Here is a 20855-nt window from a genome sequence, read left to right on the forward strand (position 1 = left end):
CTTTATGATAAAAAAAATACCTTTTTTACTCCTTTTATTACTGCCCATAGTAGCAGTTTTTGGGCAGACACACGTGTCAGGAAAAGTTATTGACGAAAACGGTTTACCTATACCCTATGCCAATGTACTATTCCCAAAAACAACTATCGGCGGTTATACTGATGAGGAGGGGCGTTTCTCGCTATATTCAGAAAAAAAACAACGCGAATTAGAGGTTTCGCTCATAGGATATACTACTAAAAAAGTACATTTAGATAAAGATAATACCAAAGGACTAGTAATTGTATTACCCGAAGGGGTGCAGCTAAACGAAGTAACTATTATAGCAAAGCCTAAAAAAGCCCTACCCAAAAAAGAAAACCCTGCATACGCAGTGTTACAAGGCATCTGGAAAAACAAGAAAAAACGCGGACTGCAAAATGCTACGGCTTATCAGTACCGCAAACACAGCACTACCGAGTTGGGTGTGAACAACCTCGATACTATCTTCCTCCAAAAAGCCTTAGGCAAAGAATACGACACTATTAGACGTATACTTTCTGAGAAAAAATATAAAGAAACTTTCTCGCTGCCGATGTACCTCACCGAGAAAATAGAAAATGTATACGGCAATAATCAGCTGAACAAAAAACGGATAGATATAGAAGCAGAACGCTCGCAAGGTATTGTACAACAAGGATTTGGCTTAGAGCGTGTAAGCCAATCATTTGACGATTTCGACATTTACGACAATACTTATATGATACTCAACAAGCCTTTTGTTAGCCCATTGGCAGAGTTTGGTTATGGGGTGTATCTATACGTGCTAAGCGACACCATACAAGACGGCAACCGCTCGTTCTACCGCATCAACTTCTTCCCCCGAGATGACCAAGATTTAGCACTCGAAGGGAAGTTTGAAGTAGATACTAAAACCTATATAGTAAAATCAATACAAATGCGTACCACCCCTAAAACAAACATCAATTTGGTACGCGGTCTCTCTTTTGAGAAGTATTTTAGCATACAAAATGACAGTATCTACCTACCTGAACGCGAAATTCAGGAGGGCGATTTTACTCTTTTGACTAAAAAAGACGAAGAAAAAGGATTATATGTAAAAAACAACATATCTTTCTCGCATATTATCCTCAACCAGCCCAAACCTGCTACCTTTTACGACCAACAAGTAGTAAAAATATCAAAAAACCAGTTCAGAAAGGAAGATAGTTATTGGGACACCCATACTATCGGTGGAACTGACTTAACAAAAACGAAGCGACTTATAGCTGAAGTAGGCGATAATAAGCGCATCAAAATGATAGGTGACCTGACCGACATCGTAACCTCTGGCTACATCCCCATAGGTAAGTATATGCAGTTTGGGCGTTTCTGGCAAGCCTTCTCAAGCAACAACGTTGACGGACTGCGCTTGCGGGCTGGCTTCCGCTCGTTTATTTCTACTGACGACCGTTTTCGCACCTACGTATACGGAGCATACGGACTAAAAGATAAACTTTTTAAATACGGAGTTAGTGGCAAATACCTTATTTCTTACCGTCCGCGTATCGGCATCGGGGCTGCTTACCAAGATGATAACCTACAGTTAGGTAGCTTTGTGATGCACGATGACACCAATTTAGATTTCGAAAAGACCACTAATTTCATTATTGCAAGGGGTGAAAACTATTATCTGACACGCAATAAGAAGATACAAGGGGTTATCAACTACGATATAGCAGCTAATATACGGCTTTCGGTGTTTGGCACCTACCAAAGTTTATCTTCCGCTAGCGAAGAGAACTTTTTGATAGCTTATCGCAACCCCAAAACAGGCGATATACTGCGCGATTATGACAATTTTTACACCGGCACCGAACTGACTTTTACCCCTGGCAGAAAGGTATTCGGCTATGGAGTAGAACAACGCTACGGCAAAAAGTTGTTTTCTACCTATACTCTCAAATATACTAAAGGGGTAAGTGGTATAAGCCATAGTCAGTTTGACTACGACAAGGTACAAATATTAGCAAGTAAGCCTATACCTATGTTTGGCTACGGCATACTGCACGCTAACCTCGAAGCAGGAAAAGTATTGGGTACCGCCCCTCTTATTGCCCTTGCTCCTACCCCAGCTAACCAGTCGTATTCTACGGCTAAAAACACTTTTGCACTGCTTGACTACTACGATTTTATCACCGACACTTATATTAATGGATATTTCGAGCATCATTTTGATGGATTTTTGTTCAATAGGGTACCATTCCTACAGAAAACACGCTTTAAGAGTCTCCTTTTCGGTAGATTTGCTTACGGAACACTCTCAGAAAAGAATAAGACAGCTAATATGAGTAATATAGTGTTCAACTCTCCTGAAAAATTGTATTGGGAATACGGTTTTGGTATTGAAAATATCGGTTTAGGCAACTTCCGTTTTATACGTTTAGACTTTGTATGGCGCAGTGATTTCAACGATGTCAATGGGGTACGTAACCCTAAATTCGGCATACGCTTAGGTATAGAACCATCTTTTTAATGATTAATGATAAATGACAAATAGCGAATTAACAAAAAAACTGATATTATTAGGAGAGTTATTCAATGATGCCGAGCGATTCTCAGCTATATTCGCACAGGCTGAGCAGCAAAACAGTTGGTTTACACAACATAACTTAACTTTTGCTCGCAACACTTGGGCTACAACCCTATCAGAAGCTAATATAAAACGATGGTTATCGGCTTATAAGCTATCTGAACCACAAAATATAAAGAAAATATTGCTGATAATGGCAGGCAATATCCCCTTAGTAGGTTTTCACGACCTACTATGCGTATGGGTGTCAGGCCATAAAGCGGTAGTAAAACTTTCGTCAGAAGACAAACTACTACTCCCCTTTATAGTAGAACAACTAAGAGACCTCATACCTGAATGGGCAGAAGCCGTAACCTTTTCAGATGGGAAAGTAACTGACTTTGATGCAGTAATTGCTACCGGAAGCAATAATACAGCGCGCTATTTTGAATACTATTTTGGTAAAAAGCCTCATATCATCAGAAAAAATAGAAACTCTGTAGCTGTACTTACTGGCAAAGAAACCCAAGAAGAGCTCACTGCCTTAGGAAAGGATATCTTTCAGTACTACGGACTTGGCTGTAGAAGTGTTTCTAAACTATTCATACCCCAAAACTACTCTTTTGATGCTTTTTTTCAAGCTATTTACGCCTATCGGGATATTATCAACGAACAAAAATACGCCAATAACTATGATTATAACAAGGCTGTATACCTAATGAGTTTATATAAGCTACTCGAAAATGGTTTTCTAATATTAAAAGAAGACAAAAGTTATGCTTCACCCATAGCTACCTTGTTTTACGAGTATTATACCGATACAGAAGCTCTGAAAAAACAACTCATTACCGATACCGAGCAAATACAATGTATAGTAGCAAAAGGATTACTACCTGATGAAATAGCTTTCGGAAATACGCAAATCCCCCAGTTATGGGAGTATGCTGATAATGTAGATACACTAAAGTTTCTCTCAAATTTGGGATAAAAGAGCAAAATAACAGAAAAGAATCTTTAAGCAAAGAATATCACAAAACACTGAAAATCAGATTTATATAAAAAATAAGAAAAAAAATATTTAATTTTTTCACTAAAAATGTTGCAGGAATAAAAAAAAGTCGTACCTTTGCAACCGCATTGAGAGAAAATGCATTGCTAATAATAAGCAGATTGAAAAAATAAGGTCCGTTCGTCTAGGGGTTAGGACGCAAGGTTTTCATCCTTGTAACAGGGGTTCGATTCCCCTACGGACTACAAATAAAAAACATCTTTTATACAACTTTATTATTAGTTGAATAATTAAGGTTAAGGTCCGTTCGTCTAGGGGTTAGGACGCAAGGTTTTCATCCTTGTAACAGGGGTTCGATTCCCCTACGGACTACAAAATACAATATTTCGAAAAGTATCTGTAAAAAGATACAATGATAAAAATAAAATAGTAAGGAAAAATGGCAAACCATAAATCAGCGTTAAAAAGAATTAGAAGAAACGAAGCAGCTCGTTTACGCAATCGCTATCAACACAAAACAGCACGTAATGCTGTTAGAAAGCTACGCACTTTAGAAAACCAAGAAGAAGCTAAGGTTCTTTTCCCTAAAGTAGTTTCTATGATTGATAAACTTGCTAAGAGAAATATTATTCACGCTAATAAAGCAGCGAATTTAAAAAGCAGTTTAGCTAAGCACTTAAACAAATTAGCTAAGTAGTCATTTAGGTTTTAGATTTATCACTGATGCCAGATTTATGTAAGTAAGTCTGGCTTTAGTGTTTTAATAAAAATAGTAGAATATGAAAAACAAAGCTTTCAAAGTAGGTCTTCTACTTTTAGTAGCAGGCTTAATATCATGTGATGGAAGCCAGCAGACCTCTGACAACACTCCTACAGAACATAAAGTAAAATCAGTTGATTTTAAGGAGCTAAAACTAACAGAGCTTACACCAAAAGCTCAGGAAGATTTAAGGCAGTGGAAGAGCTTTCAGTCATTAATGCAGATCATCATATCGATGGCGCCTAACAAGATAAAAAACACTGATGCTTTAGTGCTTTCAAACCCCGATAGCCTACTCATTTACAGCCGTCTACACCCTATTAGTTCTAAAACAGAAAGTGTAAATACCTTGGTAGAACGCGACTGGCGTACTCCACCCAATAGTATAAAAGATACTGTTTTTAGAGTAGAAAAAATAAAAGAAGAAGGAAAGGCTTTTCTACAATGGAGGCGTTTTTTAGTAGCTAATATACCTTATACGTTTTCAGTAAGTTCTAAGAAAATAAACTACCCTCACCTCAATTTAGTATTTTCCGAAGAAGGAAAAGAAGAATTGAGTACCCAGTTAGCACTTGACACACTCTCTCCCCTACCTGCTAATGTAAAAAGAAGATCTTTAGTAGACGATTGGAAAGAATTTGAAGTAGCATTTTCCCCTAAGAAAAGTGGATATTACAATATTCAGCTATCATTAGATGAAGAAGCAAAAGCGAATGACAATGTGATTTTATATCGTCCAGTACTCGAATTAGCAGCTAAAAACTTCCAGAAAGTAAGTCAATATTCTGACAAAATAATAGGAGAAAACTCAAGGGTAGAAAGTTCTTATTACTCAGTATATTTTTGGCTTACACAGATGCAAGATACTTTACAAGAATTGCTGAGTGACACTTTCCCTGAAAAAATCGATATTCCTAGTATAAAAGCTCGTTTTAGGCTCTTTCAGACACAAATCAAATCATTAGCAGACAACGTTAAAAACAACCCTGATTTCAAAGAAGAGGCCATTAAAAACAACATTAATCTTTTAGAAGAGACTTTTAATAGTATCATCTCTCATATTAATAAGATTTACAACAATGATTTGGATGAACGTATGCGCTATATAGATACCAATAACGAATAATTGTCAGCATACTTTATAAAAAAGCAAGCACTATTTTCATAGTGCTTGCTTTTATTGTTATCTGTATAGGGTAAAGTGTCCCATATACTCTTGTTGGTCTTCATCTTCGTGTGTGCGCAGTATATACCAATAGTCTCCTGATGGCATCTCTTTGCCTTCATAACGACCATCCCATACCTGACCCGAACGAAGCGTCTTTATATAACGTCCATAACGATCGTAAATATCTACCGTTAAGTTAGGATAACTGCGGTATATATCAGGATCCCAACCGTCATTCTGTCCGTCACCATTAGGCGTAAAGAAATCAGGTGGTACTGACTTCATATACTCTTTCTCTATCGTAAGTGTAGAACTACAATTATTAGCATCTATAGCCTCCACTACTACTAACTTAAAGATACGTCCATTCACCACTCGACTCGTTGGGTCTGTTGGCTTAAGCATATATTCACTCTCTCCATTCTCATAACTGCCATTGAATGTTATAGAATAAGGTGTATCTCCCTCTCGTGGATTACCTCCTACTACTTTCACTCTAACCTTGTTGATTTCGCGTGGATCAGTCTTATCTAATATCTCCAAGCCTGGATAACGCGTTACACTTACCGTTCCTGCCAAGGTACTTGAACATAGAGAGGTCATTCCTAATGGTCGATAGTATAACGTTACCGTATATACCCCATCATTCTCTATCTTTTGGGTTCTCAACACTTGCATATTTCCATTTACATAGCCTACAAATGGTTTTTTCGTTACACCTCCATCTATTGAGTATGACAAGGTATTCGTAGCTAATAAACCATCGCTGTTATCTCTAGCAAGTGTTATCTGTATATATGGATTTGTACTTGTTGTAGATACTGTCGAACATTCAAAACCTACAGTAGCTGTTGCTTGCAGACTAGGTGCTGCTGCTATCGTTATCTCGTGGGTTTGCGAACAGTTGCCATCTCTAAATTCTAAGCTATAAGTTCCTGGTGCCATATTAGTACGCGATACCGTTGTGCCTGTAGCTATACCCGTTCTGGTGTCTATCACATTACCTTGTGAGTCTTTTAGCTCATAGCTATAAGGGGCGCGTCCTCCTTGTATCATAAACTCAAGTTGTCCATCTGATTGCTGATAGCAAGTTTCTGTCACTGTCTTCACTACACCTAATTTCAATACATCTGGCTCTTCTATAGTGATACGCTCACTAACTTCACAACCTATTACAGCATCTTTCACTTGGATAGTATACTGTCCTTTAGGCAAGTTTACAAACATATTAGTACCACTAAATGTACCTGCCTGTGGTGTAATACTATAAGTATAGCTACCCGTTCCTGCTATCACGTTTATCTGTATCTCACCATTAGTTAGTCCATAACAAGTAATATGGGTCACACTTACCGTCTTACTAAGTGGGGCATAGTTCTCTACATTTACAGTCAGTGTTTGTACACAGCCTCCTTGGTGTCTTACCGTAATAGTATGTACTCCCGCTGTTACTGAAGTAAAGTAATTGCTTGCTTGCGCTACCCCGTCTAAAGCAAAGGTAGTTTGCGCTGCTACATCTGTATTTACTCTCACTCTAATAGCATTATTCACACTATTCGATGGACAACTGTATTCTACTGTAGCTGTTGCTTGTAGGTCTACTCCACCTTTTATTGTTATCGGATCACTTTCAGTAGTACAACTCATAGCATCTTTTACTTTTATCGTATAAGTACCCGATGCTAAACCTGTATACAAGGTCTTACCTTGATACCAATTAGCTCCACCATCTATTGAAGTACTGTAGGATTGGGTACCACCAGTAATAGTTACTGATATAGTTCCGTCATTAGCACCATAGCAAACCTCATCAGTATGCTTATCTATTCGTACTCTGATCAAATCTGGCTCTGTAATTTTGAATATCTCATCTCTATGGCAGCCATTAGCATCTTGTATCCTCACTACATATTCTCCTGGTGCTAATTTCTCAAACACACCGCTCTCTACTACCCTATCAAAACGTGGGCTAATAGCATATACTATCGTACCGGTACCACCCTCAGCCGTTACAGTTATCTTACCGTCATTCTTGCCTTTGCAAGTAACGTTGCTCACCGTGCTGGTTACTGATATAGCGTCTGCTTCTCTTATATCTATCTGAGAGCTATTATCCTCGCAGTCTAAACCACTCTTCACTTTCACAAAGTAAGTACCTGTAGCCAAGCCGCTAAACGCCCAGTCAGTCGCATTGATTTGCGTAGCCGAGATAGTCATTGCTGTAGCTGTTAGACTGCCTTGGTGTAAGCTATATTGATAACCTCCTACACCGCCTGTAGCCGAGAAGGTTATACGTGCTGTAGCTTCTCCATTACATTTCACAAACGCATCAGCTGTATTTACCGTTAAGCTTACAGTTTGTACTGCTACTACCTCTACCTTATTAGATGCTGCTGATTTGCAATAATTAACATCTTGTACGTAGAACTCATAAGTACCTGGTGGCAATGTAAAGAGATTGCTAGTGGTATAGGTTGTTGTACCTCCTAATTGGTACTGATAACCTCCTGAACCACCCGTAGCCGTTACTTGTATAGTTGCCTGTGTTTGTAAGCAGGTAGTTGGACTTACTATCGAAGCCGTTACTTTTATTTCCTGTGGCTCGTCTATAGTTACCGGTATGGTCAAGTCGCAGTTCCAACCGTCCACTATCTTCACATTATACTCTCGTGCATCAAGCCCTGTAAAGGTCGTACTAGTTTGCGCTCCGTAAATTTGCGCTCCTCCTACTTCCCACAGTTCGTACGTGTAGTTACCACTACCGCCTGTAGTACCACTTACCGTAATGCTACCACCTCTTTCACTGAAGCACTTTACATCAGTCTTAGTTACCGTTGCTGCTATAGGAGCTGGCGGACTCATAACTTGAGTTACACTCATCTCACAGCCGTTTTGGTCTTTCACCCATACAGTATAGGTTTCTGATATCAAGCCTTCAAACACTGAAGTACTGCTATAATTACCATATACACTATGTGCTGCTGGCGTTGGCGTACCTACTGTTAAGCGATACTCATAATTGCCCCAGCCACCGGCGGCTGTTACCATAAAGCTACCTGTTTGTCCGCTACCACATTTTATCTGGTTCGTTATCGTTGTACTTGCCGTTAATGCTGATGATGGACCTGATAAAGTAGCTAAGGTAGCGGTTTTTGTACAATATGGGTACTGTGTTTCTGTTACCTCTACATAGTACTTACCTGCACTTAAACCTCCTATAGGTTGGGTTCTCGGGTCACTTGTATCATTTCTACCTGCTGTAGAACTTACTACCTCTACTCCGTATTCATTTACTACTCTAAAGGTGTAGTTGCCTGCATAGCCTCTCATCGATAATGTCAACTCTCCATCATTGCCCGCTGCACAAGTTACCGGTTTGGTTTGTGCCGCACTTATCGATATATTATCGTAATTAGCTATTCCGTAGTTTACACTACGATAACAACCCGTAGCACTGTCAGTTACGGTTACTTCATAATAACCTGGTACAGTAAAGGTTACTGATACAACACTTACCCCTGAGGTTACCGTATAGATACTTGGCGTAGTTGTACCTCCTGTCACTCTCACTATATAGCCCTGATTAGAACCTCCTTCTATAGTAAAGTCTACTGCTTCTGCCCCTTGACAGTCTATCGGACGGGTCTGCTGTGCTTTAATAGATGTTATACGTTTCAGCGGTGGTATTACCGTTGGACTGTTTACATTATTAGCGGTACAGCCATTGGCATCTGTTACATATACTACTACCGTTTGGGTATACGTACCATTACTAGTCACACTCACTACATTACTATTACCATTATTTATAGTAGTGGTGCTTTGTCCATCAAATATCGCAAACTTATATGTATAAGTACCTGTAACCCCACCATCTGCTATCGCTTGTACGATTGCCTGACGCGCCTGATTATTCGCATCACAGCTAAAGTGGGTCGTTACCGTTGTACTGCTCACTACCAACTGTGCAGGCTCTGTAATAGTTATCGTTTCTGACGATTGACAAGCTCTTGATGAATATACAGTTACTGTATATACCCCTGCTTTAAGCATTGGGAATCGTATCGTCTTTGGTGTTGTATTCACCGTTTCAGTTCTTGTTGCAAAGCCTCCTGCTCCCTCTATCTGTATCACATAGTCAGTTTGAGATTGCGTACCTGGTATGGTTACATCTATCCTACCATCATCATCTCCGTGACAGCTTACATTAGTTTGTGTATGAGTAAAGGCCACCGGTAGCGCTGGTGTTACTTCTATTGTAGTGGTTTTTGTAGCACAAGCTGTCTTGTTGTCTTTCACTCCTACTATATAGTTACCTGCTGGCACTCCTGTAAATACCGGTATACTGCTTGGCGTAGTAACACCTCCTCCCAATCGAGTAAGGGTATATGTTAGGCTATTAGTTCCTCCTTGGTGGGTAATACTCAAAGTCGCTCCCGTAGGAGTCGCACAAGTTACCTCTTTTAGTATCGCTACTTGTATCCCGCTAATAGGCTCATATAATGTTACTGCTGTAAGCGTTGCTGAGCAACCCCAGCTGTCGCTTACTACTACCTCGTAGCTTCCTGCTCCCAAACCAGTAAAGGTTCGCGTGCCTTGGGCTATACCTTCCTTCACTCCGTCTTTTATCAGTTGGTAAGTGTAATTCACGCCATCTCCTCCAGTTACTGACTGTACACTTATCTCTCCTGTACCCGCTACACAATTCTCTTGGGTAACTGTTAGTGTACCACTCATTGTCTCTGGTCCCGTTAGGGTTATCGTACCTACTGTTACCTGACAGCCCTTGCCGTGGTTATCTCTTACTGCTATATGATAAGTAGCCGATACTAAACCACTTCTTACGCTCGTACTTGTCCAAGCGCCACTGGTAGGTGTTGGTGCTACCGTATCTATATAGTACTGATAAGCTCCCCAGCCTCCGCTAACATTCTCTATGCGTATCTCTCCATCGTTGTTGGCACAAGTAATTGAACGTACACTCGTTGTAGCGGTAAGTGATACCGTAGGTTCTGCTATCGTAAATACCTGTGTTTGCTCGCATAAGGTATTCTGATTGGTTATCGTTACCGTATAAGTATTCTTAGCTAAGCCTGAGAAATTCACTACATTAGCCCCTCCTGTTAAGCTAGTAGGACTTATCGTTACTCCTGCCGATGGACTTATAGCTACATTATAGGTATGGGTACTTACCATTCCTGCTAAGGTAAGGGTTACCGTACCATCGCTATCGCCCTTACAACTTACATTCTTTATCGCTACTTTGGCTATACTAAAGGTATTCGGATTAGGCGAAGTATAATCGTAATCTATCATACAGCCCGTATCTTTATGCCCTATCCAGAATTTATGCGTTGCATTAGGGGTTACTGCAAAAGTACCTGTCGATTGCCAAGGAGCAGTACCTATCGCTGCCGTAGGAGCTGTAGCTCCCTGTGCGTAGTAAATAGTACCTGCTGTAAAGGCCGCTCCTCCTGTTTGGGTGATACTAAGGGTTACTGTATCTGTACCACAAGTAATCGTACTGCTTACCGTTATATTGGCAGCATCTAAGCCTTCGTAAGCGGTTATTGTTCTTACTGTGCTGGTAGCACAACCTGATGCATCAGTTATTGTAATAGTTACCACTCCTCCTGCTGGGTCTCCATAATTAAATACATTACCCGTACCGGTACTACCATTAGGTGCTACATAGGTAATAGTTACAGAACCTGTGCCACCACTAATCGCAGCCGATGGTACTCGTATCTCTGCCTGACGTGGCGTATTACCACTCGAACAAGTAAAGCCTTTCGTAGTGATTAACGTATGGCTAAAGGTCAAGCCCGTTGGCGAGTAGACCGTAGCCGTATACGTCTTATCGCAATGTGTAAGCGTATTGGTAACTGTAATAGTGTAGATACCCGCTACTAAATTATTTGCTGAACGACTTGCCATATCAAAGGTTACTGCCCCTCCTGGCCCTGTTACCGCATAACTGAAAGCTCCTCCATTAGGCGCGTTCTTCTCTACTACAAATAGCTGTCCATCAGCACTGCCCGCACAAGTTACCGAACGTGTACTCACCTCTATCTCTGGATAAGTAGCCGATGCCACTGTTAATACTACTATCGTAGGAGAACAACTTAACTGATTCGTATCTGTTACCGTTACCGTATAAATACCTGGCATATAGCCCAAAGGTATCTGGTGGGTTACCTTAGAGGCTGTACTACCTACTACCGCAGTGAATGGATTACCACTAAGGAGCGCTCCACTAGGTGGTGTTATATCATAAATATAGCTACCTGATCCTTTATCTACTGTAATAGTAATCTCTGCCTCTTGTCCTGCTCCACAACCCAGAGGCTTGCTCACCTGTGCACTCGCCTCTAATGGATTGTGTATCGTTACCGTATAAACGCCCTCACAGCCTGTCGCTCTCTCTTTCAGTACTATAGAATATACCCCTGCTGATAAACCTGTAAATACATTATTACGTTCTTGCCAATGTAAACCACCATCTATTGAGTAGTCATAGTCTGCTATATCTGTCGCTGGTGCCCATACAGTTCGCGCCGTTGGCGTTACCGTAATAGCAAAAGTACCATTGCTACAGCCTGTATATTTTGCTTCATATACTTTAGGCTTAGGGTGTACCCCTATATCATAATTGCCTAAAATCTTAGGAGGACAATATTGGTCTGATATATCTACTCTTACAGTTATTGTCTGTACTCCTGATGGATATTCTAAATTATTAGAGTTCAATACATTATCGCGCAATATCTCTATACGATTATTTGCCGTTGCTATCGGTGTTATAAAACTACCGCCCGATACCACTGAAAGCGTATAAGTATACTGACCGCCTCCACCTTGGGTGTTGAGCACTTCTATTACCCCTGCTGTATCGCACGTTACCTTTGAGTTTACAGTTACCGTAGCTGTAATAGGGGCTAATTGTTTTACCTCGGCATCTCTACTGCCCCACTTACAACTGCCTTCGGTTACCTCTACATAATAGGTCTTACCTGCTGGTACTGTAAAGGCTGATACCGTTTGCTCATAAACCCCTATTGCCATATTTACACTTCCCGTATAAACCGTTGGTGTTCCTGCCCTATTAGCTCCCGGAGGATTAGGTAATTCATACAATCGCCAAGTGCCTGTTAGTATATTACCTAAGTGATAGTTATTCTTACGCTTAATAGTAAATGATACTTCTCCGTTAGATATGCCAGCACAAGAAGGTCTTGCCGTTAACCCTACCTGCATCGCAGGCTCAGTAGTACCACTGTAAATATCTCCCTCTGCCTCAGCTATACAGCCTTGTGCATCGCGTACATAGAACTTATAGGTTCTTCCTGGGGTTAGGTTCTTCCACACATACGTTCTTGCTGTGGCTGGCGTTGGGGCCACCCAATGGTTATTATCTATTGAAAACTCTAAATTACCCGTACCTCCTGCTGATGCTGTTACCGTTGCCACCATTCCTTGTGTTAAACCTGTACAACCACTAGCAAAGGCATTCATATTTGTCTGTACCGTTATTACAACGTCTTTTAAACTATTTGGTACTATCTTATCTAATACTTCTGTAGTACAAATAGTTGTTGTACCTCCCTTAGTGGTAGTCTTATACGTAATACTAACAGTCTTACCTGGTAAGAAACTTGGGTGCGCACCCATATTGGTGGTACTTGAGGTTACTTTTGTCCATACTCCTGATCCTATTCTATACCATACATCTGAGTCCGTATTATAAGCGTTAAAGGTCGCCTGATCAAACTTCAATTTTAAAGTCGTAGGATTACCTACTCCTGGACAAGCTACACTCGTATCTACCTCTAAGGTTGCACTCGCTAAACTTGGTTTATCTACTATCGTAAGCGTACGAACACTACTACAGCCGTATACGTCTTTCACTGTTATCGTATATACACCTGCTATCGCATTAGTTACTGTATAAGTACCCGATACTCCTGTTTGGGTAACGGTACTACCGCCCGGACGCGTAACCCCTACACTAAAAGGTGTACCGCCTACAAAATCCTTAAGCACTATCTCGCCCGTACCTGTTCCTACACAGGTAGGTGTCTTCACCGATGCCGTGAAGTCTGCTGCCGCTACCCGTGCAAGGGTTACCGTCTGTGTCTTCACGCATCTACCTGCCCTCACATATACCTCCCATGTCTCGGTAGTAATACCTACCGATGGGGTTACATTATTCGTACCACTATACGAAAGCGGTGTTAGGGTACCTGCTTTCCTAAACGCGTATTCTATACCACTTCCGCTCGCTATCACTTCTATCTTAGCATTGCTACCACAAGCCGATTGCTGCGTAGTCTTTACTCTGAAGTTTAACGATGGGTATATAATGATATTTGATACCGCACTACAACCGTATTGGTCGGTTACCGTTACACTATAGCTACCCTGTGTCAAGCCTCTAAAACTATGTGTTACCGTTGTTGTACTAGGCGATACCGTAGCACCATTGTTTAGCCTTACACTATAACCTCCATTACCATCTGTTATCGTTACAGTTACTACCCCTTGACTATCGCCCGCATAGCAGTCCGTAGCCTGCAAGGTAAGGCTTACCGTACGCGGGGTAGCAATCACTGTGGTAATTGTCTCTACACAACCCTTGCTGTCTTTTACCTCGAAAGTCGCTGTGCCTGTAGCTACCGCTGCAAAAATATTGCTGCTTTGTGGACCTGCTTTTACCACTCCTCCTACTAAGTAGGTATAATTATAACCTCCATTACCTCCACCCGCAGTTAGTTTTACTCGCGCTTTAAAATTGTTTGAACACATCGCTACCTGCTCTACCGTAGAGGTAAGAGTTAATGCTGCTGGCTCCGTAATCGTTACAGGTACTTGTATCGCACAAGTCTTACCTCCTGAGCCCGATGGTCTATAGTTGAACGTAATGGTATGAGTCCCTGCCCTGAGATTATCTACCTCAAAGGTAGGCGATTGTACATAAGTAGTATAACCCGTACCTGTACGCGTTGTACTCTCTACAGATACCTGATAACTACCACCTCGTAAATTCTCCAGCTTAAAGGTAGCCTTGCCTCTTAATCCATTACAAGAAGCCTGTGTCTGACTCGCTACACTCGACTTAAACTCTTGTCCACTAGGTATCACTACCGTCTTAACTATTTCTTGTGGACATGATGCTGCTCCTTGTGTATACTTAATCGTCATTGTATAACTACCTGGGGCTAAACCTGTAATAGTAGCCGTTGTACCTGTAGCTGTCTTACCATCTATAATATAAGTATAATTATACGTATTAGGCAAACCACTAATGCGTATCGTTCCCTTGCCTTCACAATCATAAGTGGTAATCGTATAGCTTGTGCCTGTTGGTGGCGTTATACGTTCTGGCACTTCTACCGGTATATCTAACTGGCAGCCTCCTTTATCTTTTACTGTAACAGTATGCGTGCCTGCTGGCAACCAACCTTCTGAATTGGTAGTAAAATTGCCATCATATCTATAACTATAGTCTCCATAGCCCCCAGTTACATTCGTAAAACGTATTTGCGCTTTATTCTTAGTAGCTACATTACCATCTCCACAACCTATTAGTTGCGATACTACCGCAAATCCTTTTAGCGGTGCCGCAGGCGATGTTATGTTTATCGTTACTTGTGCTTTACACTCGCGCGCATCAGTCACATATACTACACGGCTACCTGAGGTTACTCCTACAAAACGATGTTGGTTGCCTGTTACATTTTGTACTGCTCCATTATCTAATTTCACTTTATAAGGTGCCGTACCTCCACTGATAGTTAATGAAATAGTACCATCATTAGCCCCATAGCACACTACTGCTGTAGCTGTATATGTAATCGTAGGGTTAGTTGCTGCTGTTAACGTAGCTGTACCACTTACTGTACAGCCTTTGCTATCTGTTACCTCTATCCTATATGCTCCTGCTATCTCAGTCTTGTAAGTCGCTATCCTATTGGTAGGTACGTTTTGCTGTGTTTGTACAGTTGCATTCGTTCCCGCATTCTTCACTATGTAAGTGTAAGGTGCATAACCATCTTTTATCTTCAAGGTTATCTCTCCTTTTGCCGCATTACCACTATGGCAAGTAATGTCCTTAGCCACTACCGCTCCGGCAGCTCCGGCTACCGTTATCATTCTCTTTATTTCGGTAGTATAGCTTGCCGTACAGCCGTATTTATCTACTACTGTAAAGGTGTGAACCCCTACTTGTAAGTTGGTATACGTATAAACAGCTGCCGTCTGACTCGCTACTCTCGTGCCGTTATGAAAGAATGTATAAGGCGAGGTACCTATATTTTGTGCGTCTGTTACTTTCACCTGTACTTTGCCTGCCGTAGCACTACTCATACAGTAATTGTTATTAGTTATATCAGTAGTGCCTGTAAGAGTAAGGACTGGAGCATTAATAATAGTGAAATTATTATTTTGCTGACAACCGTTAGCGTCTGTTACTATAACCCTATAAGTACCTGTTTGAGTAAGAGTAAACTGAGGACTGGTTTGCGCTGCTGTAATAGTAACTGTACCCTTATAAAGTGCATAACTATAAGGTAGTGTACCCCCTGTAGCAGTCATCGTTACACGTGCCGTAGCTGGATTACAAGCCAAATATGTATCTGACTTACTCGCATCTAAACTAAGCGTAAGAGCTGCAGGCTGAGTAATCGTAAAGGTTCGCGTAAACTCACAGTTAGGATTGTTCAGATCTCCTCGGAATTTTACGGTATAATTACCCACATAACCATTCCATACAAAGGTATCATTGTTAGGAGTAGAAGCGTTGAAATTGAAATTATTATAACCACTTACTGCATAATAGTACTGCCCATTAGGCATATTTTTTAGTTTTACTTTATATTGTCCTAATTCTCCATTACACTTAGCAGAAGTAATCTGTTCAGTAGAGGTATCTACTGCAAAACCTTTACCATCTTCTATTTTTACAGTATGAGTAGCTGTAAAACCACAAGACTCTGGTACCTGATAGACTGTTACATCATCAAAAGCAAAGTCATTGCAAGCCTTGGTATTCCATTTAGTACGTATTCTTATCTTTAAATGCTTGTAAGTACCAGGATTTATTTTGGCTACAGGGCTTACCCCTGTATTAACCCCCGTACCATCAGAAGCAAAACGGAACCAAGCGTTCATATTATTGCCATTCTGAGGTATTTCTTGCGATTCTATACGTCCTAATATTTTGTCAGTACCTCCCTCTTGTACTATATTGCCTGCATCATCAAGGGCTACAATCTCCATTATCATCACAGGATTTACACATTCTGTTCCGCTATAAGAACTCACCAAGTTGAATCCAAACATTTCGAATTCTATAGGTTGATTGGGTAATACATCTGTCACATCTTTTTCATAGAAAATGGCTCCTTGTTCTATAAGAGGACCAAAGTCTACTGCTAAATAGCGCGAACTATTGTCAGATGGATTGGTATGGTCGTTAGGAAAGTGAGCAGAGCCGTTCCACCAACTTTTAGTAGTACCTCCAAGATCTTTCTTACCTGCCACAAAATACATATTCCAAGCTAAGTATTGAGTTCTCGGGTCTATCAATGTATAAGCAGGGGTCATACCTGGTGGTGGGGTTGTATAAGGGTTCCCTTTACCAAAGTCTTCTTTTAATAGTATTCCCCGCTGCGTAGCCAATGGGTCATCATACTTAATAGTAATAGTATGAATACCCGGTGGTAAGTTAGAGAATTGTGCTGTAGTAGTTTCAGCCCCACCGTCTAACTGATATTTATAAGTATAACTTAGTTTATCATTCTTAATAGTTACAGTTCCTTTACCATCGCAAGTATAGGTTACGGACGTATTACTAAATACAGGTGCTTTAGGTTTGTCTTTTACCTCTACTTTCAGATTCGTACGCGCACAACCTATACCATCTTTTACTGATAGATTATAAGTACCTGGCGCTAACCACTTAGAAGAAGTAGTTGTCCAAACCCCATCACCAAAGTTATAGGTAATAGTACCTACCCCTCCTTGTACATTGGTAAAATGTACTAAAGCCTTTCCTGCGTTTACACCTGTACCACACCCTACTAATTGAGCCACCCCTGCTGAAGCGATAAGGTTACCATTAGCAGCATTAGGAAGTTGAACTGTAAGTAAATCTATTTGACAGGTTTTGCCTCCATAAGTGTAATAAAGACGAGGGGTAACTGATTGACCTGGTGTAAGATTTAAAAACTCGCGAGATGTCTGTTTAGCACTTATAAGGCTATACTCATAAGTATAACTAACCGTACTTTTCGGTTCAGGGAACACTATTTTCACTTTAGCTCCACAATCGTATAGCTGAGGCGTAATAGCTCCTATAGTAGGTGCTGGAAGTTCTTGTATAGTTATTGTTTTAGTAGTCTCGCAGTTATTAGCATCTATCACTTTCACAGTATAAGCTCCTTTATCAGTTATTGTAAAAGTATGCGAAGCTTGTGAAGATGCTCGTGCTATGAAAGTAGTTGCTTTGTAAAGTTCGAAAGTATAACCATTACTATCTTTTGTACCGCCTTGTGCTGATACATTTATAGTACCTTCATTACACATAATATCATGAGGAGCTACATCTAATTTCAATAAGGTAGGCTCTATTATCTTATCTGTAGCACGTATAGTACAACCATCATTATTTTCTACTACTACTACATAAATACCTGCAGGTAATGCTTTTGTAAAACCAGCTGCTGCGGCATCAGTAGCCGAGGTAATCACTTTTTGTTCTACTAAAGCTCCTGAGATATTATCTTTATATATCTTATAAGTATAAGGATAATAAGGCGCATCAGAAAGCTGCACTTGCAAGCTACCATTACCTCCTTTACAAAGCGGATTAGTAACTGTCAGCTTTAACTTAGGAGTTTTCTGTAGTACTGTCTTTTCTATTTCGTATATACAAGTTACTACACTTGTAGTATTAGCACTTGGATTGGTAGCTAATACTTTATAAATACCTGCACTCAGACCACTAAACACTGGACTAGTTTGCCAAGATTTAACAATGATGTTGTTCTGCTTTAGCGTATATTTGAAACCTGCTCCCAAAGCATCTATAGTGATACTTCCTTTAGTATTGCATATTTCGTTTTTAACGTTAGCTTTTAGCTCTGTATCATCTTTAGTAACTCTAAAATAATAGGTAACAACACAGCCTCCAGCATAAGTAATTGTTAGTCTGTAATCACCTGCTGCTGTTATCTGTTTTTCAGCCCCTGTACCAAATGCTGACCAACAACTAGCTTGAGAAGGGCGACTTGCAGGACAGTCAAGTGATTTTCCTGCACAAGTAGCAGTCATCTTTTCCCACACATAACTTTCAGCATTAGCTACTGCTAATTTTATATTAAGGGAAGCATCTTTACCACAAAGATATACCTGTGGGTACTTCTTACCATCAGAAGAACATACATATATCTCTCCTGAAATTTCTTTGTCTATTATTTTCTTTTCTATAGGGTGTGCCGCTTCTTTATCATTAGGGTTTACCTCAAACTCTTCATACATAGTTGCACAGCCTGTTTTTGATTTAGCAACCTTATAAGTACCTGCTTCTGTAACAGTTATAGCAGCCCCCGTACGGTTAAAAGAGGCATCGCCTACTTTTGACCACGTATAAGAGGTAAAACCTGCTGTTGCTGTAAGCACCAATGAGGGTTGACATAGTACAACAGGATCATTCTTAAAGGTACAGTTACTAAAATTGGCATTTACGATAAAATTAGAAGGCCCTTCTACTCCTGAGCCACAAGCTGTAAAGAGAGTACTCGAACTTTTTGGAGTAAAAGTAGTAGTATTATTTAACTCACCTTTATAAGTGGCATAGGCTATATTTTTTATCTCATTAGCACACGGATTTTTCCATTGGTTACATTTATTGGTTACTTTTACATTAAAAGAAATTGTATATTCCTTACCATTTTTCTTCACTAACTCATCAGGTACACTTATTATCAGTTTACGATTAGTAGGATTGTAATTAGTAGTAATCTTATTGTCAGAAGGAGTTATATTAGTAATTGAGGACTCTAAGTTATCGGTAATTATATCAGTAATCTCTAAGTCTTTAGCATTATCATTTCCTTGGTTTTGAAATTTTATTTCATAACGTAAAGTCTCACCCAAAGCAATAGTATTTTTACCTGTAACATCTTGGTTAGCTGAATTAAACACCCGTTTACTCATCAGTACTATAGGCTCAATAACCTCTACATTAAAAGCAAACATAAAGGGCACATAGTAATCACCTGCACTTGTAAGGTGTAAACTTGCTTCAGTAGTATCATTACCTAAAATACGTTTATTAGCATTCTCTAATTTAAACACTCCTATATCGAAACCAAGCATATTATTAGATTTTGGTTTACGATTGTAGTTTATACCATTTTCATCAGTAATGGTACTATTAAAGAAATTATTATAAGGACGATCTGGTGCATAAAGAACTTCATTTGATATTTTATTAGTAGTTATCTTTAATTGGTCACCCGTTCCCGTAGCATCACCTTCTACTGCTGCAAAAGCAATTTTAGCATTTACAGGTAGTGGAGCTGGCACTGTTTTAAACCCTGATACTTTTACTGTACGAGGATGTCCTGCGTCTACCTCTGTATAGCCATCAAATAAGGTAATATTGCGTGCTGGTTTAGAGGTATCTTCGTAAACAATAAAAAGAGTCCAACCTGCTGTTAGCCCCCAACCACGTCCTTGTCCTGCTTGTAGGTCGGCTACAGTATAGGTACCTGCGACCTTATTGAGTTTGTCAGTAATATCAGCTCTATATATAAAAATAGTTGATTTGTTATTGTAAACTTCATCTCCTATAATTTCTTGATAGGCTCCATTATCAATCTTAAACTTTACTTTTTTGACCTTTGACTTATCTACTTTGGTAGTGAGCCAATCATTTCTTTCAGAAAGAGGAAAAGAAGCCCAATAAAGATAAGCTTTTTTCACTTTACGAGGACAAGCACTAGTAGGATTAGGATCTTTTACCTCTGCTGAACTTGAATTGAAAGTATTAGAATCATTATCTATATCTATATAAACTTGTTTTACATCATTATTATTGAGATTTCGATTATTATTATCACCTGTTTTGGTAGTACCAATTACAGTATTTCCTACCACTATCATATCTCCTTTGACAGTAGCTTTATAACGCTCGTTAAAAGTAGTTTGTGTTTGTGCTGTAGCAACCCATATAGCTGCTAAAAAGAAACATTGTAATAGTATTATTCGTTTCATACTATAAGATACTATAAATTAGATAAATATTTAAACAATAGATGAGCGGTTGGCTAATAGTTATACTTCCCGTTTCAACTGCAAAGGT

At 39.9% G+C, this 20855-nt stretch carries 5 protein-coding genes and 2 tRNA genes; 6 read left to right on the forward strand and 1 reads right to left on the reverse strand.

Annotated features, from left to right (window positions below; translation table 11 throughout):
• The first annotated feature begins 4 nt into the window (after positions 1–4).
• The 6 genes from FOC45_RS08380 to FOC45_RS08405 all read left to right on the forward strand — a co-directional run bounded on the left by FOC45_RS08380 (position 5) and on the right by FOC45_RS08405 (position 5446).
• Positions 5–2515, forward strand: a complete 2511-nt coding sequence (locus FOC45_RS08380) for a DUF5686 and carboxypeptidase-like regulatory domain-containing protein (protein WP_009388642.1) — start codon at positions 5–7, stop codon at positions 2513–2515.
• Positions 2516–2528: 13 nt separating this feature from the next.
• Positions 2529–3539 (forward strand): acyl-CoA reductase, encoded by a 1011-nt coding sequence (locus FOC45_RS08385; protein WP_009388643.1) that lies wholly within the window; start codon positions 2529–2531, stop codon positions 3537–3539.
• Positions 3540–3733: 194 nt separating this feature from the next.
• Positions 3734–3805: transfer RNA gene (locus FOC45_RS08390), tRNA-Glu, on the forward strand.
• 55 nt (positions 3806–3860) lie between these two features.
• Positions 3861–3932, forward strand: a tRNA-Glu gene (locus FOC45_RS08395).
• Positions 3933–3999: 67 nt separating this feature from the next.
• Positions 4000–4257, forward strand: a complete 258-nt coding sequence (gene rpsT / locus FOC45_RS08400) for a 30S ribosomal protein S20 (RefSeq protein WP_009388644.1) — start codon at positions 4000–4002, stop codon at positions 4255–4257.
• A gap of 82 nt (positions 4258–4339) precedes the next feature.
• Positions 4340–5446: a hypothetical protein gene (locus tag FOC45_RS08405; RefSeq protein WP_009388645.1), complete on the forward strand. Its 1107-nt coding sequence runs from the start codon at positions 4340–4342 to the stop codon at positions 5444–5446.
• A gap of 57 nt (positions 5447–5503) precedes the next feature.
• Here the strand turns inward: FOC45_RS08405 and FOC45_RS08410 are convergent, their stop codons facing one another.
• Entirely contained in the window at positions 5504–20767 is a 15264-nt protein-coding gene (locus tag FOC45_RS08410) for a T9SS type B sorting domain-containing protein (protein WP_155846654.1), read from the reverse strand.
• Between the last annotated feature and the right edge of the window lie 88 nt (positions 20768–20855).

It is taken from the genome of Capnocytophaga sp. FDAARGOS_737 (genome assembly GCF_009730375.1).
GTDB lineage: Bacteria > Bacteroidota > Bacteroidia > Flavobacteriales > Flavobacteriaceae > Capnocytophaga > Capnocytophaga leadbetteri.